The 22,838-nt window shown below is 70.1% G+C and carries 16 protein-coding genes; 10 read left to right on the top strand and 6 right to left on the bottom strand.

Annotated features, from left to right (window positions below; all coding sequences use genetic code 11):
• Positions 1–49 precede the first annotated feature (49 nt).
• The 6 genes from nirB to AC1MED_RS05830 all read left to right on the top strand — a co-directional run bounded on the left by nirB (position 50) and on the right by AC1MED_RS05830 (position 7,159).
• Complete coding sequence (nirB, locus tag AC1MED_RS05855) at positions 50–2,761, top strand: nitrite reductase large subunit NirB (RefSeq protein ID WP_479785952.1); 2,712 nt, start codon at positions 50–52, stop codon at positions 2,759–2,761.
• Between the two features lies 1 nt (position 2,762).
• Positions 2,763–3,797, top strand: coding sequence for a uroporphyrinogen-III C-methyltransferase (gene cobA, locus AC1MED_RS05850; RefSeq protein WP_479785950.1), 1,035 nt, complete (start codon positions 2,763–2,765; stop codon positions 3,795–3,797).
• A gap of 77 nt (positions 3,798–3,874) precedes the next feature.
• Complete coding sequence (locus AC1MED_RS05845; protein ID WP_479786572.1) at positions 3,875–4,999, top strand: uroporphyrinogen-III synthase; 1,125 nt, start codon at positions 3,875–3,877, stop codon at positions 4,997–4,999.
• Positions 5,000–5,147: 148 nt separating this feature from the next.
• Positions 5,148–6,023, top strand: a complete 876-nt coding sequence (locus AC1MED_RS05840) for an FAD-dependent oxidoreductase (RefSeq protein WP_479785949.1) — start codon at positions 5,148–5,150, stop codon at positions 6,021–6,023.
• A gap of 114 nt (positions 6,024–6,137) precedes the next feature.
• A complete protein-coding gene (deoC, locus tag AC1MED_RS05835) occupies positions 6,138–6,866 on the top strand; it encodes a deoxyribose-phosphate aldolase (RefSeq protein ID WP_479785947.1) in 729 nt (242 codons plus the stop codon).
• A gap of 62 nt (positions 6,867–6,928) precedes the next feature.
• On the top strand, positions 6,929–7,159 hold the full coding sequence (locus AC1MED_RS05830) for a hypothetical protein (RefSeq protein WP_346960576.1): 231 nt from the start codon (positions 6,929–6,931) through the stop codon (positions 7,157–7,159).
• A gap of 161 nt (positions 7,160–7,320) precedes the next feature.
• Here AC1MED_RS05830 and AC1MED_RS05825 read toward each other — a convergent pair whose 3' ends face one another.
• Together AC1MED_RS05825 and mfd are read right to left on the bottom strand one after the other, a co-directional pair.
• Positions 7,321–8,148, bottom strand: a complete 828-nt coding sequence (locus AC1MED_RS05825; RefSeq protein ID WP_479785946.1) for a metal-dependent hydrolase — start codon at positions 8,146–8,148, stop codon at positions 7,321–7,323.
• A 6-nt stretch (positions 8,149–8,154) separates the two neighbouring features.
• Complete coding sequence (mfd, locus tag AC1MED_RS05820) at positions 8,155–11,790, bottom strand: transcription-repair coupling factor (RefSeq protein WP_479785945.1); 3,636 nt, start codon at positions 11,788–11,790, stop codon at positions 8,155–8,157.
• A 219-nt stretch (positions 11,791–12,009) separates the two neighbouring features.
• On the opposite strand from mfd, the gene AC1MED_RS05815 reads away from it, so the two are divergent.
• The 4 genes from AC1MED_RS05815 to AC1MED_RS05800 all read left to right on the top strand — a co-directional run bounded on the left by AC1MED_RS05815 (position 12,010) and on the right by AC1MED_RS05800 (position 14,871).
• A complete protein-coding gene (locus AC1MED_RS05815) occupies positions 12,010–13,521 on the top strand; it encodes an SDR family oxidoreductase (protein WP_479785944.1) in 1,512 nt (503 codons plus the stop codon).
• A 48-nt stretch (positions 13,522–13,569) separates the two neighbouring features.
• A complete protein-coding gene (locus AC1MED_RS05810; RefSeq protein ID WP_346960580.1) occupies positions 13,570–14,067 on the top strand; it encodes a DUF2505 domain-containing protein in 498 nt (165 codons plus the stop codon).
• A gap of 3 nt (positions 14,068–14,070) precedes the next feature.
• Complete coding sequence (locus tag AC1MED_RS05805) at positions 14,071–14,292, top strand: SCO4848 family membrane protein (RefSeq protein WP_479785943.1); 222 nt, start codon at positions 14,071–14,073, stop codon at positions 14,290–14,292.
• Between the two features lie 168 nt (positions 14,293–14,460).
• Positions 14,461–14,871: a VanZ family protein gene (locus tag AC1MED_RS05800; protein WP_346960582.1), complete on the top strand. Its 411-nt coding sequence runs from the start codon at positions 14,461–14,463 to the stop codon at positions 14,869–14,871.
• A gap of 21 nt (positions 14,872–14,892) precedes the next feature.
• Here the strand turns inward: AC1MED_RS05800 and sufU are convergent, their stop codons facing one another.
• The 4 genes from sufU to AC1MED_RS05780 all read right to left on the bottom strand — a co-directional run bounded on the left by sufU (position 14,893) and on the right by AC1MED_RS05780 (position 22,832).
• Positions 14,893–15,366, bottom strand: a complete 474-nt coding sequence (gene sufU, locus AC1MED_RS05795) for a Fe-S cluster assembly sulfur transfer protein SufU (protein ID WP_346960583.1) — start codon at positions 15,364–15,366, stop codon at positions 14,893–14,895.
• Between the two features lie 12 nt (positions 15,367–15,378).
• Positions 15,379–16,686 (bottom strand): SufS family cysteine desulfurase, encoded by a 1,308-nt coding sequence (locus AC1MED_RS05790; protein ID WP_479785941.1) that lies wholly within the window; start codon positions 16,684–16,686, stop codon positions 15,379–15,381.
• A gap of 728 nt (positions 16,687–17,414) precedes the next feature.
• Complete coding sequence (locus tag AC1MED_RS05785; protein WP_479785940.1) at positions 17,415–20,057, bottom strand: helix-turn-helix transcriptional regulator; 2,643 nt, start codon at positions 20,055–20,057, stop codon at positions 17,415–17,417.
• Between the two features lie 60 nt (positions 20,058–20,117).
• Positions 20,118–22,832, bottom strand: a complete 2,715-nt coding sequence (locus tag AC1MED_RS05780; protein WP_479785938.1) for a helix-turn-helix transcriptional regulator — start codon at positions 22,830–22,832, stop codon at positions 20,118–20,120.
• Positions 22,833–22,838: the final 6 nt, after the last annotated feature.

Here is a 22,838-nt window from a genome sequence, read left to right as displayed (position 1 = left end):
GGATCGAACCGTTGCAGAGCACCGCCTGCGGCCCAACGAAAGGCCACCCGTGACCGGACAGACCGCCAGCCCCGAAAACGCATCTCCTGAGACGGCATCCGGGCAGACCCCGCGCCGCGTCGTCGTCGCCGGCGGCGGACCCGCCGCGCACCGCTTCGCCGATGCCATGCATGCCCGCGGCCTGGACGGCTGGCAGGTCACCGTCCTGACCGAGGAAGCCCACCTGCCCTACGACCGGGTCGCGCTGAGCAAGGCGCTCACCGACGCGGACGTGGACCTCACCCTCGGCAGCGCGTCACTGTGGGACCACGACGCGCTCATGCTCAGGACCGGCGAGCGCGTCACCGGCATCGACACCGCCGCGAAAACGGTGGAAACCGCTGCCGGCAGCGTCTACCCGTACGACGAGCTGGTGGTCGCCACCGGCTCGGACGCGGCCCGCCTGCCGATCCCCGGCGCCGAACTCACCCACGTCTACCGCACCCTCGAAGACGTCTGGTCCATCAACCGGGCCATCGCCGAGCTCACCGCCAAGCTGGGCCGCAAGGTCAACGCCGTCACGATCGGCGGCGGCCTGCTGGGCCTGGAATCCGCGGCCGGCACCGAACAGCTCGGCGCCACCCCGATCGTCATCAACGGCTCCCCCTGGCTGATGAACACCCAGCTGGATGAGGGCGCCGGCCAGGCCCTCGGCCGGCTGATTGAGGCCAAGGGTTTCACCGTCCACGGCGGGGTGTTCCCCTCCGAGGTCCTCTCCGACGACGACGGGCAGGTCACCGGCGTGCTGATGGCCGACGGCCGGATAGTCGACGCCGACATCGTGATCGTCGCGATCGGCGTGCGCCCCCGCGACGAGCTGTTCCGCACCGAAGCGGGCGGTGTGCAGCAGTTCGAGCTCGGCCCGCGCGGCGGCGTCGTCATTTCCGACGGTTGCCAAACGCAGGTCCCGGGTGTCTGGGCGATCGGCGAGGTCGCCAACTTCGGGGGCATGTGCCTGGGCCTGGTGGCCCCGGCCAACACCATGGCGGAGATCGTCGCGGACCGGCTGCACGGCGGGGCCGCGACCTTCCCGGGTTTCGACACCGCCACCAAGCTCAAGCTCTCCGGCGTCGACGTGGCCAGCTTCGGCGACGCTTTCGCCAAGACCGAGCACGCGCTCGAAATTGTCTACGCCGATCCGGCCCGCGGCGTTTACCAGAAGATCGTCACCACCGACGACGCCAAGACCCTGCTGGGCGGCATCTTCGTCGGCGACGCCACCCCGTACACCTCGCTGCGCCCCATGCTGGGCCGCGAACTGGCCGCCGAGCCCGGCGCCTACCTCACCGCGGCCGGCAGCGGCGACGCCCCGGACACCGAACTGCCGGACGACGCGATCCTGTGCTCCTGCAACAACGTGGCCGCCGGCGCCATCCGCGACGCGGTCAACGGCTGCGGCGCCTGCGAGGGCGACGCCCCGGTTCAGGAACTCAGCGGGCTCAAGGCCTGCACCCGCGCCGGCACCCAGTGCGGCTCCTGCGTCCCGATGCTGAAGAAGCTGCTGGAAGGCGAACTGGCCAAGTCCGGCGTCGCCGTCTCCAAGGCCCTCTGCGAGCACTTCGAACTCTCCCGGCAGGAACTCTTCGACGCCATCAGGGTCCTGGAACTGGCCTCCTTCGAGGACATCCTGGCCCGCTACGGCACCGGCACCGGCTGCGACATCTGCAAGCCCACCATCGCCAACATCCTCGCCAGCCAGCACAGCGCCTACGTGCTCGACGCCGGCCGCGGCACCTTGCAGGACACCAACGACCGCGCCCTCGCCAATATGCAAAAGGACGGCAGCTACTCCGTGGTTCCGCGGATCGCGGGCGGTGAGATCACCCCGAAGAAGCTCGGCGTGATCGCCGCCGTCGCCGAAAAGTACGGGCTGTACACCAAGATCACCGGGGGCCAGCGGATCGACATGTTCGGCGCCCGGCTGGAACAGCTCCCGGACATCTGGAAGGAACTGGTGGACGCCGGCTTCGAGTCCGGCCAGGCCTACGGCAAATCGCTGCGGACCGTGAAGTCCTGCGTCGGGTCGACCTGGTGCCGCTTCGGCGTGCAGGACGCCGTCGCCCTCGCGATCACGCTGGAACTGCGCTACCGCGGACTGCGCAGCCCGCACAAACTGAAGATGGGCGTCTCCGGCTGCGCCCGCGAATGCGCGGAGGCCCGCGGCAAGGACGTCGGCGTGATCGCCACGGACAAGGGCTGGAACCTCTACGTCGGCGGCAACGGCGGCTTCCAGCCGGCCCACGCCCAGCTCCTCGCCCAGGACCTGGACGAGGAGACCCTGCTGAGGTACATCGACCGCTACCTGATGTACTACATCCGCACCGCGGACCGGCTGCAGCGCACCGCGCGCTGGCAGGAGGACCTCGAGGGCGGCCTGAAGCACGTCGAGGAGGTGGTGGTGCACGACTCGCTCGGTATCGCCGCGGACCTTGAGGCGGCCATGGCCAAGCACGTGGACACCTACCAGGACGAGTGGGCTGAGACGCTCAAGGATCCCGAACGGCTGCGCCGCTTCCGCTCCTTCGTCAACGCCCCGGACCAAAAGGACGACTCGATCTCCTTCGTCCCGGAGCGCGGCCAGATGCGCCCCGCCACCGCCGAGGAGAAGGCTCAGGCCGGCCGGCAGCCGGTGCTGGTCGCCGCCAGCATCCCGGTCCGCCCCAGCGACGCCGCCACCGGTACCCCCGCCGCCACTTCTGCTCCTACCGAAAGCCAGGCCTAACATGCAGCTCAGCATCGATCTCACCGGCCGCGAAGTCCTCGTCACCGGCTCGGACACCGCCGCGCGGCAGGCCGTCCGCCGCTACCGGGCCGCCGGCGCCGTGGTGTCCCGGCTCAGCAGCCCCGACGGCGGAACGCACGACGGCCCGCTGCCGGAGCGGCCCTTCCTGGTCGCCGCCGTCGACGACGGCCAGCCGGGCTGGGCGGGCCTGCTGCAGCGCTGCCGCGCGACCGGCATCCCGGTCGCCGCCGAGCCGGCCGCCGGCCCCGCCGGGCACGTCACCCTGGTCGGCGGCGGCCCGGGAACCGCCGAGCTGTTGACCCTTGCGGCGGCCACGGCCCTGCGGGACGCCGACGTCGTCTTTTACGACCGGCTGGCCCCGTACCAGGAGCTGCCCGGGCTGACGACGGCGGAGCTGGTGGACGTGGGCAAGCGCCCCGGCCACCACCCGGTCAGCCAGGCCGGCATTGAAGACCTCATGGTCGAGGCCGCGCTGGCCGGAAGGAACGTGGTCCGGCTCAAAGGCGGCGACCCCTACGTCTTCGGCCGCGGCGGCGAGGAAGTGGCCGCCTGCGTGAAGGCCGGCGTGCCCGTACGGGTGATCTCCGGGGTCACGAGCGCCATCTCAGTGCCCGCCGCGGCCGGCATCCCGGTCACGCACCGCGAGGTCAGCCACCTGTTCACCGTGGTCTCCGGCCACGCCCCGCTGACCGAGAAGGAACACACCCACCTGGCCGGTCTCGGCGGCACCATCGTCGTGCTGATGGGCATCGGGACCCTGCACCACCTGGCCGCCGGACTGCGCCGCGCCGGGATGCGGGCGGACATGCCGATGGCCGTCGTCGAACGCGGCTACCGCCCGGGCCAGCGCACCACCATCGCCGAGCTGGGCAGCATCACCACGGCGGCCGCGGGCTGCAGCAACCCCGCCGTGCTGGTGATCGGCGAGGTGGTCCGGGTGGCCGAGGCCAACCGGGGCTGCGCGGAAGCCGAAGCCGAGCTGGACCGCCTCGCCGCGTCCCTGATGGGAGCGTGAGCGCCGTGAGCGCGCTGGAAGCCCTCGCCGGCACCGCCGGGGACCGCACCGGGCACCCCGCGGGAGTGCCGGCCGGGATGCTCGCCGGGGGCGAGGGTCCGGGGAAGGCGGAGCTGCCGCTGGAGGGCTTCCGGATCGGAGTCACCTCGCACCGGCGTTCCCAGGACCTGATCGAGGCCCTGGAGCGGCGCGGCGCCGAGGTGCTGCACGCCCCGGCGCTGAAAATCGCCCCGGTCCAGGAAGACCTGCGGCTGATCGAGGACACCCGCGCCATCATCGACGCCCGGCCCGAGCTCTGCATCGCCACCACCGCCTACGGGATGCGGCGCTGGTGCGAGGCGGCGGACACCTTCGGCATCGGCGAGCAGCTGCTGGAAACCCTCGGCGCCACCCGGATGTTCGTCCGCGGCCCCAAGGCCCGCGGCGCGGTCCGCGCGGCCGGGCTGGCCGACGTCGGAATCAGCAGCGACGAAACCACCGCCACCTTGGTGAACATGCTGCTGGCCGAGGGCGTGCGCGGAAAGACCGTCGCGGTGCAGCTGCACGGCTACACCGATGTCCGCCAGCTGGAGCGGCTGCGGATGTCCGGCGCCAACGTCATGACCGTCACCCCATACCGCTGGGTCAAGCCCGACGGCGCCGACCGGCTGCCCAAGCTGATCGAGGCGGCGTGCAGCGGCAACCTGGATGTGCTGACCTTCACGAGTGCGCCCGCCGTGGACGCGCTGTGGAGCACCGCGCATGAGATGGGCCTCTACAAACAGCTGGTGGAGAGCCTGAAGACCACGGTGGCCACCGCCGTCGTCGGCCCCATCACCGCCCAGCCGCTGATCGACGCCGGGGTGCAGCCGCTCATTCCGGAACGGTTCCGGATGGGCGCCCTGATCCGGCTGGTCGTGGAGCACCTGGCCCTAAACCATGTGCGGCGGCTGGACACCGCCTCGGGCGCGGTGGAGCTGCGCGGCCGGTCCTTGCGGATTGACGGCGAAGCGGTGGAGCTGGCCCCGGCCCCGCTGTTGCTGCTGCGGGCGCTGCTGGGCGCCGGCGGGGCCGTGCTCTCCCGCGAGGCGCTCTCCGAGCTGCTGGAACTGCGCGGATCCGTGCACGCCCTGGACATGACGGTCAGCCGGCTGCGGTCCGCGCTGCCGGACGGCAGCCTGGTGGAAACGGTGGTCAAGCGCGGCTACCGGATCCGGGTGTGACCCACGGCATTACCGGCTGGTAACGGTTGGCGAACGAACCGCGAAAATACTGCAACAGGGCGGTAACCTCCGCGAAAAGTCGGCCCCCTACGCTGGGGAACATCAAGAACACGGGCCACATCCGGCCCACCAGCGAAAGGGCCAGCACATGTCCGTCACGGAAGCGTCCGCCATCCCCACCGAGTCCGCCACGTCCCAGACCCGGCCGCGGATTGTCATCGCCGGCGCCGGCCCGGCGGCGCAGGCGCTGGTCCGCCAGCTCACCCGCACCCCGTTCGCCGGCGGCATCACGGTGCTCAGCAACCGCGATGACGCCCCGGACGAGCTGCTGGACCTGGCCGCCCTGCCCCAGGTGTCAGTCCGCTTCGGGCAGCCGGCCAGCTTCATCGACGCCGCGGAGCAGCGGGTCACGACGGCTGACGGGATGGAGTTCAGCTACGACCAGCTGGTGATCGCCACCGGTTCGGCGCCGGCCCTGGCGCCGATCGAGGGCGAGGGCCGCTGCCTGAGCTACTCCACGATCGATGACGCCACCCGCCTGGGCGACGCCGTCAAGGACGTCACCCGGGTCCTGGGCCGCCGGCCGCTGGGCATCCTGGTGGGCACCGGCACCGCCGCGGGCCAGGCCGAGGCCGTGCTCCGCGCCCGCGGCGTCCGGCCGGTCCGCACCACGCTGCGCCCGTCCGCCGTCGTCCCCACCCTCGCCGGCTCCGCGCTGCCCGCCGCCGGAATCGTCTTCGACGACGGTTCGAGCATCAGCGGGGACCTGGTGGTCCTCGCCGAAGAGCGCATTTCCCGCGACAGCCTCGCCCGCACCGCCGGCCTGGCCACCGCGGCGCAGGGCGGGATCGTGGTGGGCAAGGACTACCGCACCTCGGTGCCGGGGATCTGGGCGATCGGCGACGCGGCGGCGTACGACGGCGTCCGGCTGGGGCTGCTGGTGGCCGCCGGTTCCGCCGCGGGAGTCTGCGCCACCGGGCTGCTCCAGGCCTCCCTGTCCGGGCCCCTCGCGCAGGCGGCATAGCGCCTGCTCCGGCCGGTCCCGTTATGGCAAGATGGTGCACTGAGAAGCCACGACACACGCCGTGTCAGCAGGCCGGGCCGGGCACGATCCGGGGCCGGCAGGAAAGGGACCACCATGAGCAACGAAGCCACCACGGCTGCCGGCGCGGCCGGCACCGACCACGAGGGCGCCGCGGGCAACATTGCCTCGTACATCGACCACACCCTGCTCAAGCCGGAAGCCAGTGAGGCCGAGGTCCTGAAGGTCTGCGCCGAGGCGGCCGAGTACCACTTCAAGTCCGTCTGCGTGAACCCCATCTGGGTCAAGACCGTCAAGACCGCGCTCAAGGGCTCCGGGGTGCTGACCTGCTCCGTGATCGGCTTCCCGCTGGGCGCGACGCCGAGCGACGTCAAGGCCTTCGAGGCCCGCGGTGCGGTGCTCGACGGCGCCGACGAGATCGACATGGTGATCAACATTGCCGCGGCCCGCGCCAATGACAAGGGCGCGCTGGTTGATGACATCCGCGCCGTCGCCGAGGCTGTCCACTCCGGCGGCGCCATCCTGAAGGTCATCATCGAGACCGCACTGCTGGACGACGCCCAGAAGGTGCTCGCCTGCGAGGCCTCCGTCGAGGCCGGGGCCGACTTCGTGAAGACCTCCACCGGCTTCAACGGCGGCGGCGCCACGGCGGAGGACGTCGCCCTGATGCGGCGCACGGTGGGTGCGGGACTCGGCGTCAAGGCCTCGGGCGGCGTGCGCTCCCTGGCCGACGCTCAGGCTATGATTGCTGCAGGTGCAACACGTATTGGCGCCAGCTCCGGCATCGCGATCGTCAAGGGTGAACAGGGTTCATCCGCGTACTGACCGTACCGAACACCGCCGCAGCCGCCACAGTTTTTAAGCCCCGCGGGGCCGAGGAGGAACGAATGTCCAGCAGCAACAACACCACCAAGACTCCGCAGGGCGAGAACAGCCTCGCATCCAGCATCGTGCTGTTTGTCATCATGATGGCCCTGTTCTTCGGCGCCCTGTACTCGCTGTCCTTCCTCAGCCTGGGCAACCCGTGGCCGATGGCCGCCTGCCTGATCCTGTTCGCCCTCGCGTTCTGGATCCCGCAGACCATCACCGGCCGCTCGGACTCCGCGGGCGAGAGCTAGACCCCTTCGCGTTGATTTCCTGTTGCCCCGGCTGTCCGGGGCAACAGTTGTTTAAGCTGCGGTTCCGGAAAAGTGCGGCGGTTCCGGACCAAGGCACCCCGGGCCCGGGGTGCGTCCGTCCGGAACCGTAGCGGAAAGCCCAGGGCGGCCCGGCGTCGGCCCTAGGCTCCGACGGCGGCCAGCAGGCGGTTGACCAGCGCGGTCCCCTGCGCGAGCACCGCCGGGAAGTGGCCCTTGGCGACGGCGAGGGCGGCGGAGAACATGCCGACCATGGCGTAGCCGCTGACCGGGATCAGCACGAACCACTCACGCCGCGAGCCGGCCCGGCCCAGCAGCGGGATGGAGAATGCCCCGTTGGCTTTCCAGACATTCTTGACCAGTGGCAGCCTGCGCAGGAACTTCGGCGGTTTCACCACGATCGGCCAGAGCAGCGGCACTCCCCCGGTGGTGATCATGTCGCCCACAATGTGCACCAGGACGCCGGTCAGCATGGACACCGGCAGCCAGGTCCACTGGTCCGGCGCGAACCAGGTCACCAGCCCGGCCATGGTGAGGGCGAACACCCAGTTGCTGATCCAGCCGTACTTGGGAAACAGCTTGAGCGCCTTCGCGGCGATGTTGATCATGAACATGCACAGCAGGCCGGCACCCACGGACAGCAGGCCCCAGTCGGTCTCCAGCTGGAGCTGCCCGGCCAGCGCCGCGAGCAGCACAAAGAACGCCGCGCCGAGCACCGAGTGGGTCCCCTGCCGGTGGCCGCCGGACGCGTTCTCGATGCCCACGGCGATGAGGTTGGACAGCGGTGGCAGGGCATGCGCCACCGTGCTGGAGCGGTGGTCCCAGTCGCAGACCAGGGCCGTGCCCGCCGTCGCCATCCCGCCGATCACGATGCCCGTGGCGTCCAGCGGATACCAGCCCAGCGCGTACGGCCCGGTCGAGGCAATAGCCACCCACGCCGCGGCCCCGGACGCGGCGTGGTGTCCTCCCATCACGGCCTAGCCGACCGAGAGCGGGACGTCGGAGAAGATCGCCTCGATCACACCGTTGGCCCAGGCCAGGATCTCGGCGTCCTGCAGGTCGCGGCCGCCGATCCGGGCCGTCTTCGGCTTGGGGATCAGCACCGCGTCCAGGGCCGGCTTCGCCTGCGAACCGGGGTACATCCGGGCCAGCCGCATCAGCTTGGACTCGGGCAGCTGGGCGGGCGAGAACTTGATGAAGTTGCCCTGCAGGGCGACGTCGGTCAGGCCGGCCTCGCGCGCGCCGACCCGGAAGCGGGCCACCGCGACCAGGTTCTGCGCCGGCAGCGGCAGCTCGCCGTAGCGGTCCACAAGTTCGGCCTCGACCTCGTCGATCGCCTCGTTGCTGAGCGCTGCGGCCAGCTTCCGGTACGCTTCCAGGCGCAGCCGTTCGCCGGGCACGTAGTCGTGCGGGAGGTGCGCGTTCACCGGCAGCTCGATCTTCATCTCCGCGGCCTTCTCCTCGGCCTCGCCGCGGTAGTCCGCCACGGCCTCGCCCACCAGCCGGATGTAGAGATCGAAGCCGACGCCCTGGATGTGGCCGGACTGTTCGCCGCCTAGCAGGTTGCCGGCGCCACGGATTTCGAGGTCCTTCATGGCCAGCTGCATGCCGGCGCCGAGTTCGTTGTGCGTCGCAACCGCCTTGAGCCGTTCCAGCGCCACCTCGCCCAGCGGCTTTTCCGAGGGGTAGAGGAAGTAGGCGTACGCCCGTTCCCGGCCGCGGCCCACGCGCCCGCGCAGCTGGTGCAGCTGGGAGAGCCCGTACTTGTCCGCGCCGTCCACGATCAGGGTGTTGGCATTGGAAATGTCCAGCCCGGTCTCGATGATGGTGGTGCAGACCAGCACGTCGAAGCGCTTCTCCCAGAAGTCCACGATGATCTGTTCCAGCCGGCTTTCGGACATCTTGCCGTGCGCCACCTCGACGCGGGCCTCCGGGACCAGTTCGCGGATCTTCGCGGCGGTGCGCTCGATCGTGGAGACCCGGTTGTGCACGAAGAAGACCTGCCCCTCGCGCATCAATTCGCGGCGGATCGCGGCCGAGGTCTGCTTGTCCGTGTACGGGCCCACGTAGGTCAGCACCGGGTGCCGCTCCTCCGGCGGGGTGGCCAGGGTGGAGGTCTCCCGGATGCCGGTCAGGGACATCTCCAGGGTGCGCGGGATGGGGGTGGCGCTCATGGCCAGGACGTCCACGTTGGTGCGCATCTTCTTCAGCGCTTCCTTGTGTTCGACGCCGAAGCGCTGCTCCTCGTCCACGATTACAAGGCCGAGATCCTTGAACGCGAAGTCCTTGGACAGCAGCCGGTGCGTGCCGATGACGACATCCACCGAGCCGTTCTTCACACCTTCGGCGGTCTCCTTGGCCTCCTTGGCGCCCTGGAAGCGGGACAGCGGCTTGACCCGCAACGGGAAGCCGGAGAAGCGTTCGGTGAATGTCTCGTAGTGCTGCTGCGCCAGCAGCGTGGTGGGCACCAGCACGGCCACCTGCTTGCCGTCCTGGACCGCCTTGAACGCTGCCCGGACCGCGATCTCGGTCTTGCCGTAGCCAACGTCGCCGGAGACCAGGCGGTCCATCGGGATCTCCCGTTCCATGTCCGCTTTGACCTCGTTGATGGTGGTCAGCTGGTCCGGGGTCTCCACGTAGGGGAAGGCTTCCTCAAGCTCGCGCTGCCACGGGGTGTCCGGGCCGAAGGCGTGCCCGCGGGAGGCCATCCGGGCCGAGTACAGCCGGATCAGTTCGCCCGCGATTTCCTTGACGGCCTTGCGGGCCTTGGACTTGGTGCTGGCCCAGTCCGAGCCGCCCATCTTGCTCAGCACCGGGGTGTCGCCGCCGACGTAGCGGGTGACCTGGTCCAGCTGGTCGGTGGGGACAAAGAGCCGGTCACCCGGGGCGCCGCGCTTGGAGGGCGCGTATTCGAGCACCAGGTATTCGCGCACGCCGTCTCCGCCGCCCGCGACCTTGCGCTGGATCAGCTCCACGAACCGGCCGATGCCGTGCTGCTCATGCACCACGAAGTCGCCGGCCAGCAGCTGCAGCGGGTCCACCGCGTTGCGCCGCTTGGACGGCATCCGGCGCATGTCCTTGGTGGAGCCGGCGGAGGTGCGGCCCAGCAGGTCGGCCTCGGTCAGCAGTGCCACTTTCAGCCCGTCCAGCACAAAGCCGCGGCCGACGGCGGCGGTGGTCACCTCGATCAGGCCCGGCTGCGGGTCCGCGTCCAGGGTTTCAACCCGGGCGCACGGGATGTCATTGTCGTGGAAAAGTTCAGCGAGGCGCTGCGCCGGGCCAGGGCCCTCGGTGGCGACGACAATCCGCCACTGCTCCCGCACGTGCGAGCCGATGAAGTCCATCATCTCCGCCACGTCCCCCTGGTAGCCGCGCGGTTCGCGGGCGTGCAGGTTCAGCACATCGATCTCGGGCAGCAGCTCCTCGTCGCTGGCGAGCGAGCTGATGGACCACCAGGACACGCCGTGCGCCAGCGCCGTGCTGCGGGTCTCGCCGAGCGAGCGGAAGCTCGCCGAGTGCAGGGCCGCCGAGGCCGCGGAGCTCAGATCCAGCGGGGCGGTCCCGCCGTCGGACGCCGTGGACCACGCCGCCTCAAGGAATTCCTCATTAGTGGCGGCGAGGTCGTGGGCGCGGGTGCGGACCTTTTCCGGTTCGATCACCACCGAGATGGAGCCCTCCGGGAACTGGTCCAGGAACGGCACCATGGAGTCCACCAGCACCGGGGCCAGGGATTCCATGCCTTCGACGGCGATGCCGCCGGCGATTTTCTCCAGCATGTCCGCCGCGGCCGGCAACTGGGACTTCAACGTCGCGGCCCGGGACATCACCGAGGGCGTGATCAGGATTTCGCGGCACGGCGGGGCGTGCAGTTCGGTAGGGTGGTGCACGCCCGGCGCGGTCAGCGAGCGCTGGTCGGCGACGGCGAACCAGCGCATTTGCTCGACCTCGTCGCCGAAGAACTCCACCCGGATCGGGTGGTCCTCGGTGGGCGGGAAGACGTCCAGCATGCCGCCGCGGACAGCGAATTCGCCGCGCCGGGTGACCATGTCCACCCGGGCGTAGGCGGCGTCGGCGAGGTTCTTCACAACGTCGCCGAACGGGACGTCCTGGCCGACTTTCAAGGTCACCGGGACCAGCTCGCCCAGGCCCGCCACGATCGGCTGGACCACGGCCCGGACCGGGGCAACGACGACGCGCAGGGCGCCGCCGGCCTCCGGGTGCGCGAGCCGGCGCAGCACCGAGAGCCGGCGGCCGACGGTGTCCGAGCGCGGCGAGAGCCGCTCGTGCGGCAGGGTCTCCCAGCTGGGGAACTCCGCGACCGTGTCCGCCGGCAGGAAGGCGCCCAGCGCGGCGGCGAGGTCTTCGGCCTCGCGGCCGGTGGCGGTGACGGCGAGCACCACCGGGGCGGCGCCGCCGTCGGGCGCGGATCCCGACGCGAGCCCGTCAGCCATCTCCGCCAGCAGCGCAGCGCGCAGCCCGGCCGGGGCGCTGATCTGGTAGTCCTCGCTGCGGGCCGTGACCGGCCGGGACGCTTCGGCCTGCACCCGGGCGAAGGTCTTGTCCTCGGCGAGGACACGCCGCAGACCGATGAGAGAGGGGCCGTTGAGGCTCATGGCGAACTCCTGACGTGATCACGGGCATGCAGGCAACACGAATACCCGAAATTCGCAAGAATCCCGGGTCCTTCCAGCCTACCGCGACCCGGCGGCGGGCCGGGACCCGGGGCTAAGCTGGCAGAGGGGCGCAGGCCGCACCGGCTGCAGTCCGGCGGGACCCGCACTCCGAATGGCTAATATCCGCTGGCTGATGTCCCCGACGAGAAGGAGCCACCCATGAACGGCACCCCCAAGGCTGCAAACCCGAAGACCGTGCTGGTGACAGGCGCCACCGGTTACATCGGCGGCAGGCTGGTCCCCCGGCTGCTGGAGGCCGGGCACCGGGTGAAGGTCCTGGTCCGGACGCCGGCGAAGATCGCCGGGGTGCCGTGGCTGGAGGACGTCGAGGTGGTCCAGAGCAGCCTCGACGACGGCGCGAAGCTGCGGGAGGCGCTGGACGGCGTGGACGTGTTCTATTACCTGGTCCACTCGATGGCGGGCGGCGCCGGGTTCGAGGCCAAGGAAAAGGCGATGGCCGAGACCGCTGCGCAGGCCGCCGCGGCGGCCGGCGTAGACCGGATCGTCTACCTCGGCGGCCTGCACCCCTCCGGCGCCGAACTCTCCACCCACATGCGCTCCCGCGAGGCCGTCGGCAAGGTCTTCCTCGACGGGGCCGTGGACGCGGTGGTGTTCCAGGCCGGGGTCGTGATCGGCTCCGGCTCGGCGTCCTTCGAAATGATCCGGCACCTGTCCGAGACGCTGCCGGTGATGCCCGCCCCCAGCTGGGTGCGGAACAAGATCGAGGCCATCGCGGTGCGGGACGTGCTGCACTTCCTCGTCGGCGCGGCGTCGCTGGAGGGCCGGATCAACCGCACCTTTGACATCGGCTCCCGGCAGGTGCTCAGCTACGCCGGGATGATGCAGGAATACGCGGCCGAGGCCGGGCTGCCGCACCGCGTGGTGCTGGCCCTGCCCATCCCCGCGCCGAAGCTCGCGGGGATGTGGGTCGCACTGACCACCCCGATCCCGCTGTCCATGTCGCTGCCGCTGGTGGAGTCGCTGCAGCACGACGCCGTCTCCCGCGAGCGTGACATCGACTCCTACATTCCGCTGCCCGACGGCGGACTGACCCCCTACCGGCGCGCCGTCGCCCTGGCCCTGGGCAAAGAACGGGACGGGCAGGTGGAGACGACATGGGCCAACGCCGGAGCCGACGCCGATCCGCTGCCCAGCGACCCGGACTGGGCCGGGCACCGCGTCTACGTCGACGAGCGCAGCTACTCCAGTGCGGTCAGCCCGAAACACGTCTGGACCATCATCGAGGGCATCGGCGGCCGCAACGGCTGGTACTCGCTACCACTGGCCTGGAGCGTGCGCGGCTGGCTGGACAAGCTCACCGGCGGGGCGGGGCTGGCGCGCGGCCGGCGGCACCCGCACCTGCTGGCCGACGGCGAGGTGGTCGACTGGTGGCGGGTCGAGCGGATCGAGCGGGGCCGGCTGCTCCGGCTGCGCGCGGAGATGCGCGCCCCGGGCCGGGCCTGGCTGGAGCTCTCGGTGGAGCCGGAGGGTACGGGCAGCCGCTACCGGCAGCGGGCCATTTTCTTCCCCAAGGGACTCAGCGGCAAGCTGTACTGGCTCGCCGTGCTGCCGTTCCACAGCCTGATCTTCCCTGCCATGTCGCGGAATATCACCGCCGCGGCGCAGCGGCTGGAGGCCGCCGAATCGGAACCGGCGGGGCCCACCGCGTAGGATGTTGGGAGCCCGAAACGACCAGCCAGACCCCATGGAGGACCCCCAATGGCCCTGAGTGCATCCACCACCCTGCCGCATAGCGTCGAGAGCGTCACGGCAGTCTTCGTCAACGAGGACTTCCTGCGCCACACCAGCGAACTCGTCGGCGGCACCCTTGAATCGTTTGCCGTGGACGGCGACCCGGCCGGCGCCTTCAACACCACGACGGTCCGCACCATCCCCACCACCCGGATGCCCGACCTGGCCCGCAAGTTCGTGGGCGAGAGCCTGAAGGTGACGCAGCTGGAAAGCTGGGGCGCCCCGGAGGCCGACGGTTCGCGGCAGAGCAACATCTCGCTGAAGGTCGCCGGCGCCCCGCTGGACGTCAACGCTGTGCAGCGCCTCGTCGCCGACGGCGGCAGCACCCGGATCGAGCTGGAAGGCACGGTCACCTCGTCCGTGCCGCTGCTGGGCGGCAAGATTGCCGATGCGGCTGAGCCGATGGTTGGCAAGGCCCTCAACATCCAGTCCACCCAGGCCCAGGCCTGGCTTGAGAGCCACTAGCCGATGGAACTTCCCGCGGCCCTTGCCGTCGTCCTGGTTGTGGCCGGCGTCTGGTCGCTGGCCGTGTGGCCGCAGTTCCTGCGCCGGGTCATGAAGGACCCGCGGGCGCGCGACGCCGGCGGCAAGGCCACCCGCTTCCTCACCGTGCACGTCGTGCTGGTCAGCATCTCGATGCTGCTCGGCGCGGCGACGGCGGCGATCGGGATCGCGGGCCTACTCGCCTAGGCCGGGGGAATGTCCTTCCCCGCACCCTCCGACCGGCTCGCAGTTGTGGTCGTTTTGACTCCTCAAAACGACCACAACTGCGAGTCAGTTGGGTTAACCCGGCCGCGGCGGCGGCACCGGAGGCTAGAATCAGGCCATTGCCGGTCCGCTGCCGAAGGGAAGATGCCAGTGCGGCCCCACCGTGTGGCCCTCTGGGCACTCCTGGCTTACCTTGGGCTGCTCGCTGCGGTGGCGCTCTGGCCGCAGCCAGTGGACCGGCCCGTGGCCGGGCTGTTGCGCTCAACGCTCCGCTGGCTGCACCACAGCGGCGTCCCGGGCTGGGTCGACTACGGCTTCCTGGAGTCCGCCGCCAATGTGCTGCTCTTCATCCCGCTGGGCGTCCTGGTGACCTGGCTCGCGGGCCGGGGCTTCTGGTGGCTAGGGACGGCCGCCGGGCTGCTGACCTCCTGCGCCATCGAAGCCGCGCAGTTCCTTTTCCTACCGGCCCGCTACCCCACTGCCGCCGACGTGCTGGCGAACACCCTGGGCGCGCTCCTGGGGACCCTGCTCGCGGCGCTGCTGGGACGACGGCGGTCCTGAGGTTCCCTTTCCCGGCCGGGGCTAGGCCTGGTTGCCCTGCTGCCCAGCGAGCGCCTGGCCGAGGGCGTCTTCGGCGGCAACCCAGGAGAGCATGGCGCACTTCACCCGCGCGGCGTACCGGGACACACCTTCAAAGGCAGCCGCGTCACCCAGGATCTCCGGGTCGGCCGGCACCTTGCCGCGCGAGCGCAGCACCTCGCGGAAGCTGTCAATCACGCGGTGCAGCTCCTCCGGGTCCAGGCCTTCGGCGAGCTCCGTCAGCACGGAGGCCGACGCCATCGAAATCGAACAGCCGTCCCCGTCCCAGCGCAGCTCGCTGACCTTGCCGCCGGACACGGAGACGCGCAGGGTGATTTCGTCGCCGCAGACCGGGTTGAGCTGGTGCGACTGGCCGCTGCTGGCGCCCTCGGGCACGCCGGCGCCCGCGAGGCCGCTGCCATGCCGGGCTTTGGAGTGCTCCAGGATGATTTGCTGGTACAACTGGTCAAGACTCATGCAGTGCCGTCCTCAGGCTTGAAAGTATCCGCGGACACCGGCGACGGCGTCGAGGAACGCGTCGACGTCGTCCGTGGTGTTGTAAAGGTAGGTGCTGGCCCGGGTGCTGGCTGTGATGCCGAGGCGGCGGTGCAGCGGCTGGGCGCAGTGGTGCCCCACGCGCACCGCGATGCCGCGGCTGTCTAGGAACTGCCCGACGTCGTGCGCGTGCACTCCGGCGACGTCGAAGGCGGCCAGGCCGATACGTTCCTGGCCGGCGGCCGGACCCAGCACGCGGATCCCGGGGATGCCGGCAAGGCCTTCCACGAGGCGCTGGCCCAGTTGTGCTTCCCAGGCGTGGATCCGGTCAAGGCCCGTCTCACTCAGGTAGTTCGCGGCAGCGGCAAGGGCCACGGCCTGCGAGATCTTCTGGGTGCCGGCCTCGAAGCGCTGCGGGCTGGGCAGGAACGCGGCGCGCTCCATGGTGACGGTGGTGATCATGGAACCGCCGGTCAGGAAGGGCGGCATGGCGTTGAGCAGTTCCGAGCGTCCGTAGAGGCCGCCGATCCCGGTGGGGCCAAGCATCTTGTGCCCGGAGAAAACGGCGAAGTCCACATCCAGCGCCTTGACATCGAGGGCCAGGTGCGGCGCGGACTGGCAGGCATCAAGCACCACGAGGGCGCCGGCGGCCCGGGCAAGGGCAACCAGCGCGGCCACCGGGTTGATGGTCCCCAGGACGTTGGAGGCGTGGGTGAAGGCCAACACACGGGTGCGGGGGCCGATCAGGCCGGCGGCGGCGGCGAGGTCCAGGGCGCCGGCGTCGTCGACCGGGATGAACTTCAGTGTGGCGCCGGTCCGTTCCGCCAGTTGCTGCCAGGGAATCAGGTTGGCGTGGTGCTCCATCTCGGTGACCACGATTTCGTCGCCGGCGGCGAGCGCGAAGCGGGCGGCCTCGGCCGGGGCGCCGGGCAGGGAGGCGTTCAGGAAGGAGTAGCTGAGCAGGTTCAGGCCCTCGGTGGCGTTGGACGTCCAGATCAGTTCATCCGCCTCCGCCCCGATGAAGGCTGCCACGGTTTCGCGCGCGTCCTCGAAGGCTTCGGTGGCTTCCACCGCGAGGTAGTGCGCGCCGCGGTGCACGGCGGAGTTCCGCTGCTCGTAAAACTCCTGCTCGGCTTCCAGGACGCTGAGCGGGTTCTGCGAGGTGGCCCCGGAGTCCAGGTAGACCAGCGGGTGCCCGTTGACGGACCGGTGCAGGATGGGGAAGTCGTTGCGGATCCGCATGACCTCATCATTGCCCAGCGCCGTGGCTGAGCGGAGGAGATGGGCTGGTGTGGCAACCATGGGCTGATACTCCTGGGTCGGTCGTCGCTGAGGCGTAGCGCGGGGCCGGCCGGAGCCGGCTCCTATTACGTCACACAGATTAGACCTAATTGTCCCACGTTCCGACGGCACCGGGTGGCGGGGTGCCGGCGCATGATCGCGGGACCAGGTTCCGGGACGCCGAAACGCCCCGCCGGCGGGCTGTCTGGCCCGGGCGGGGCGTCGCTTCCAACGACTGCCGCTTATTACCTCTTACTGCCTCTTACTCGGCGCTGGCCCGGTGTTCTCACCGGGCTCCGGCAGTTCCCCATCTTGCAGTGGTGCAGACCGGTAAAGGGAGCCGGCGGCGGCTGGGGGGAGAGCCTCGGTCTCAGAAGGCTCTGACGCCGCCGGCTCCGTCTTTGGGGTACGGCTGCCGGTGAAGGCACCGCACGGTTTCCAATGAAGGAAGTCGGGGTGGGAGGTGTTGCCGCGGCCATGTTTACTCCTGGCTGCTGCGGCTGCCCGCAGTCGGGCTCCTCCCCGGGTCTGTTTTTAGTTCTGGGTTGTGATCCTGGGTTTGATTCTTGGGTTTTGATCTTGGGTCTGGATCTTGCTGATTCGTTCCCGGGACTGACTCAAGTCAATCGTGGGGGCCCGGTCTGCACACGAGTAGGGTTTACCCGACTTCTTCCGCCACCGGGGGGCTGCACTACTTGGGCATACTCGCGCGGCGTCCGAGTACTGCTCGGGATACGCAGGTCCAGGCATTACGGCGGCTGCAGATCCTTCTGGATCTCCACGAGCTCGCCGCGCCGGCTGATGCCGAGCTTTCCAAAAATCCGGTACAGGTGCCCTTCGACGGTCCGCTGCGAAACGGTGAGCTTGGCCGCGATTTCCGCGTTCGTGTCACCGCCCGCCACCAGTTTGACGATCTCGGACTCCCGGGCCGTGAGAGCGGCATGACGCTCGCCGTGGACAATGTTCAAATGGCCGGACATGCCGGCCGCGACCATCCGGTGGTGCACCTTGCGCTGCACCGCTGTGAGCTTCCACTTTTCCGGATCGTTTTCCAGCAGGCGTTCGGCCTGCTGGGCGGCCTCGAGCGCTAAAAGCAAGTGTCCGGCGCTCGCGGCCTGGTCGCTGATCGCCATGAGTCCGCTCGCATCCGCGGCGGTCACGGCGAGCGCGTAGGCACCCAGCAGGCGCCCCTCAGGTACGTCCACGCTGCCGGCACCGGCCGCCAGTCCCGCGGCAGCCGCAGTGTCCCCGCCGCGGAGGGCGATCCGGCGGATGTCGGTTTCAATGGCTCGCAGTCCCTGGCGCTGCGCCTCGTCCGCGAGCCGGGCCAGCTCCCGCCGCGCGTCGCCGGTGTCCCGGCCGGAGGCCTGTTCGGCGGCGGTGCAGTAGGCCTCCGCGAGGAGCCGAAGCGTTTCCGGGGCCCGGTAAGCGGCCCTGCGGAAGGCTTGCGCCTGCTCCATCGCGTCACCTGAATGACCGACGGCGGAGGCCGCGTAGGCCGTGATCGCTCGGGCGAAGGCGGTCAGTTGCCAGGGGTCGGCGATCAGAAGTTCTTCGACGCCGAGCAGCAGCTCGGCCAGGCTTTCCGGGACCCGTCCCTGCCGCAGCCGGGAGTATCCGCGCATCACGTGCAGCAGTCCCCCGCTGTACAGCAGCCGCGAAGGCAGCTTCGAGGAATAGTCGTCCAGCACCGAGGCGAGTTCTTCCCATTCTCCCGCCCGGATCAGGCTCAGGCAGTACCGGGCCAGCACGTCCTCGTAGACGAGCGGAAGCGCCAGCCCGTCCTCACGCACCCCGCGCCAGGCCTCCCGGCTGAGACCGAGACCCGCCAGCACCCTTCCCTGGGCGTTCCAGATCGCGGCAAGGCGGGACACCGCCGGGACTCGGATGTCCGGCTCGCTTTCGGCGGCGGCAACGAGCTCCTGGAGCCCCTCCTCCAGCCCGGCCAGCCTGCCCTCCCAATCATCGAGCAGGAGGCCCGAGGCACGGCCCACGGTGGGTGCCGCCCTGGCCTGCCGGTCGCCGCCGCCGGGGGCTGGTTCGCCGGCACCCGGCCCGCGCGGCACCTCAACGCCTGCGGCCACGGGTCCGAGCCTGGCGGCCAGGAGGGCGGCAAGGTAGGACCCGCGGCCGTACCGTATCGGCTGCGCGGCCGCCAGGTGGGCGGCCGCCTCGTCGCGATGACCCAGGATGTAGTGGGCGTAGGCCAGCTGGATCCTCGCCTCCGCCAGGTAGGGTCCCTCGACCACGGCATCCGCGGCGCGGAGCGCGGTCGCGGTGTCCAGTTGTACGTTGGCCTGGGTGGCTGCCTCCAGCAGCTCCGGGGCTGCCGGCTCCGCACCGGAATCCAGTGACCACCGCAACTGGTTCAGGAAGGCGTCCGGGAGCACCGGACCCACCCAGGGAAGGGCCAGCAGGCTCGACCTGAGGCTCGCGCTGCGCCCCGCCGGGACCCGGCGCCGGATGATCTCGCCAATCAGCGGGCTGGCGGGCCTCACGATGCGGTCCAGGTCCCTGGAGACGGTGATGATCCCGGCCATTTCAAGGGCGTCGACAGCACGGGGGCTGCTGAACCTGAGGATCTGGCCCAGCGACAGCGGGCCGGCCAGCGCAACGACGGCGGCGGCGGTTTTTTCCTCCGGTGACATGGCGCGCACCTGGTGGTCCACCAGGTCTGCGGCCGGAACGTCGCCGAGCTCCGGTGGCACCAGCAGGAACCAGGTTCCGCGGCGCTGTCCGATCGCACCGGTGGTCCGGGCGTGCTCGATCAGGGACATCAGCATAAACGGGTTGCCCGCCGTCAGCTTGGCGAATAATTCGCTCACCCAGGGAGAAACGTCGGACCGCAGCACCTGCTCGCAGAGCTGATGCACCTCGGCCCGGCTCAGGGGGGCGAGGTCGAATTTGGAGATGAGGCCGTCGCCCCACAGCGCAAGGAACTCCTCAGGGACCAGCGGGCCGGGCCGCGAGGCGGCGAGCAGGCGCGCCGCGCCGGTAGCCACTGCCTGGGCGATCAGCTGGATGCTCCCCCGGTCCAAGTTTTGGGCATCGTCGATCACGAACAAGGCCAGGGCAGGCTCGGACCTGAGGCTGGCGGTCACCGCCCCCAGCACGGCCGCGTAGGAATCGAGGTCGTGGTCCGGAAGGCCGGCCAGGTACGGCGTCAGCGCTCCGAACCGGACTGACGCGAGCGCCGGAGTCGCAGCGAGCCGGATCACGGGTCCCGGCGGCCGAAGTTCCGCCAGCACGGCCTTGACGACAACGGTCTTTCCAGACCCCGCACCCCCGATGATCAGTGCGCCCGCCCTGCCTTCGTCACGCAGGCAGTGGACCACATCCTTGACGACGCCTGATCTGCCGATCAGTGCGGCAGCATCAGTCAGGCTTTCCACGGAGGGCTCCTCCCGCCGGCGTCGGCCCCATCCGGCACACCGGGTCTGTCACTTTCCCGGTCAGCCGATGCGGGCGCTGGCCGCGGGTGCCGAGATGACATCCTTGAGCTCCGAGCGGCTTGCGACGTGGAGTTTTGAGTAGACCTGGTACAGGTGGCCTTCGACCGTGCGGACCGAGACGTGCATCTGTTCAGCGATCTTGCGGTTGGAGGTTCCGGCCGCGGCCCGGACAGCCACTTCGCATTCGCGTGCCGTCAGGGTCGAGGTGGTCAGCGAATGCAGGCCGTTTCCCGGGCTTCCGAATCGGTCATCGAGGGACTGTTCGGTGCGCTGCGAGATGCGTAGCGCGATCCGGTTACCGGCTTCATTGGCGCAGAAAACCGCGCGACGGGCGACGTCGCGGGCAAAGACCGCGTTCCCGGCGGCGTCGGCGTCCTTGGCCACGGCCAGCAGCTGCTCGCTGGCGCCGTCCCTTACCCCGTCTGCCAGGCGCAGGCACAGCTGGGCGAACTGCCCGGTGACCTGGGCGGCGAGGCCGGCAAGCTTCTGGCACAGCTGGCGGTCCCCAAGCCGGGCCGCGGCGGACAGGAAGAGCAGTCCCATGGCCGGGGCGCCGGCATCCGCCTCGCTGCCAGCTTCGGCGACGAGGGTCCGGATAGCAGCGGCGCGCTGGCCAAGTTCGGCCAGCGCGCAAAGCTCGAAGTAGCGTGTCACCCGGCCCACCAGCCAGGAGCTGTGGCGCTTTGGCTGCGCCACTTCGGCAAGCAGCAGGCTGGCTTTCTCCTCATCGCCGGCAAGCCCGGCGGCGTAGGCACACGCGGCCGTGGCCAGGCCGGCCAGGCCCTCGGGATCGTAGGCCCGGAGCTGCCACATCCCGGCCTCCAGCAACGGAACAGCGCTGTCCAGGCGCCCGGCATGGAGGTCAATGACGCCCTGCCCGATTTCGAACATCCCGCCGAGCCGGGCCTGCGGCTCGGCGGTGCCGGAGGCGGCTGCAATGAAGGCAGACGCCTCCCGGAACTTCGCGGAAAGCAGCAGGAGGAGCAGGAAGCGGCCCCTGATGTCCCGCACGGTGCGGTCGGCCAGCGGGACGGTCGCGGCCGCTGCGATGATCTGCTTGCCCAGTGCCATCGCGCCGAGGACATTTCCGCTGACTGCCATGGTTTCGCAGAGCAGGCTCGCGGTGAGGATCCCGGTTTCGGTGCCCAGATCCGGCTCAAGATCGGCCCTCACGGCGAGGACGTCGTCATAGCGGCCTTCAAAGGCCGCCAGTTTGATCTCGGCTAGGCGCACCTGCCCGCGGGCCCGTTCGACCGCGGCCGAATCGTCCGCCGGCTGCGCGGAGAGGCGCTCCCGTACCAGCTCCAGCCTGGTCCGTGCGTGGGCTGCGGCGGCCGGGCTGCGGTGGTCCATGTCAACCCGGAGCAACTGCAGGGTGACCCACTCGGCGAGCGGATATTCTTCACCGGCGGCGCCGTCCATGCTTTGCAGGATGCGCCGCGCGGATTCCTTGTTGTTGACGGCGAGGTGGGCCTGCACGGTTTCGACGGTGGCTCCGGCGAGCGCCGCGCAGCCGTCGATTTCGTGGATGAAACGCAGGGCCGAGGTGGGATCCGAGGCATCGTTGGCCAGATGGGCGGCTGCCAGGGCGGTTTCGGCGCTGATCCGTTCCCCGCAGTCCAATGCCCAGGCGATGTCCGTCGCCCGGCCCGGTTCGGACTGCCCGGTATCCGGCAGCACGGCCGTGAGCCGGCGCCGGAGTTCCGCGCTGCGTCCCGGCGGAACCACACTGGCCACGATGGCCGCTGTGACCGAGTTGACGACGCTGACCATCGGCGGGTGGTCGTGGCTGACCTGGATGAGGGCACGCTCCTGCAGGTTGTCCATGTCCTGCGGATTGAAAATCCTCATCAGCGTCTGCAGCGGAACGGCGCCGGCGAGCGCCAGAAGTTCAAAGACGTCGCGCTGGCCGGGGCTGAGCCTGTTCAGCCGAGCCTTGACGACGTCGCGGACTTCCCCGGTCAGGGTGATGGGACGGCCGTCGAGGATCCAGGCGCCGTCCTGCCGGACCACCGTGCCGAGCTTGATCTGTTCCCGCGCCAGCGAGTGCAGGAAGAGAGCGTTCCCGCCGCTGGCGCTCCAGAGCGCCCGGGCGGCCGCATGCGAGAAGTTTCCGCGGTACTCCTGGTTGAGCGTGGCCGCTGTCTCGGCGAAGTCGAACGGCTCCAGGTCCACACGGCGGAGCAGGTCATCCTTCCAGAGCCCCATGATGTCGCCGCCAACATGGTGGAGGTCAACGCAGGCAGCCAGCAGCCTCACGTGGCCTCCCGCACTCAGCTGGGCCACCATCATGCAGGACAGGTCGTCCAGGTCGTTGACGTTGTCCACGAACAGGACGACGGCGCGCCCCTGGGCCCTGCTGTGGAGCAAATGCGTCAGCCCGCGCAGCACCATGAGGGGGTGCTCCAGGTGGGAGGCGTCGAGGTCGTTGAGCAGGACGCTCAGCGCGCCGTACGGGAGTTTTGAGGCAATGGAACTGCCCCGTACCTGCACAACCAGGTAGTCATCGCCGAGCCGCTCCAGGGCCCGTTGGGCGATGAAGGACTTTCCCGCCCCGTGCTCACCCACGAGGATGACACCGCAGCCGGCGCCTGAGGTGAGAGTTTCGACAACGTCCGAAACGGTCTGCTGCCGGGTGAATGGTTCGTCCCGCCGTCCCTGGGATGGCCGGTGTGCTGGTGAAATCGCGTCCGTTTTGCCGCTGCCAGCAGGCACGCCGGC

Source organism: Arthrobacter sp. BI5, from assembly GCF_056680065.1.
This window is presented reverse-complemented; position numbering and strand designations above follow the sequence as displayed.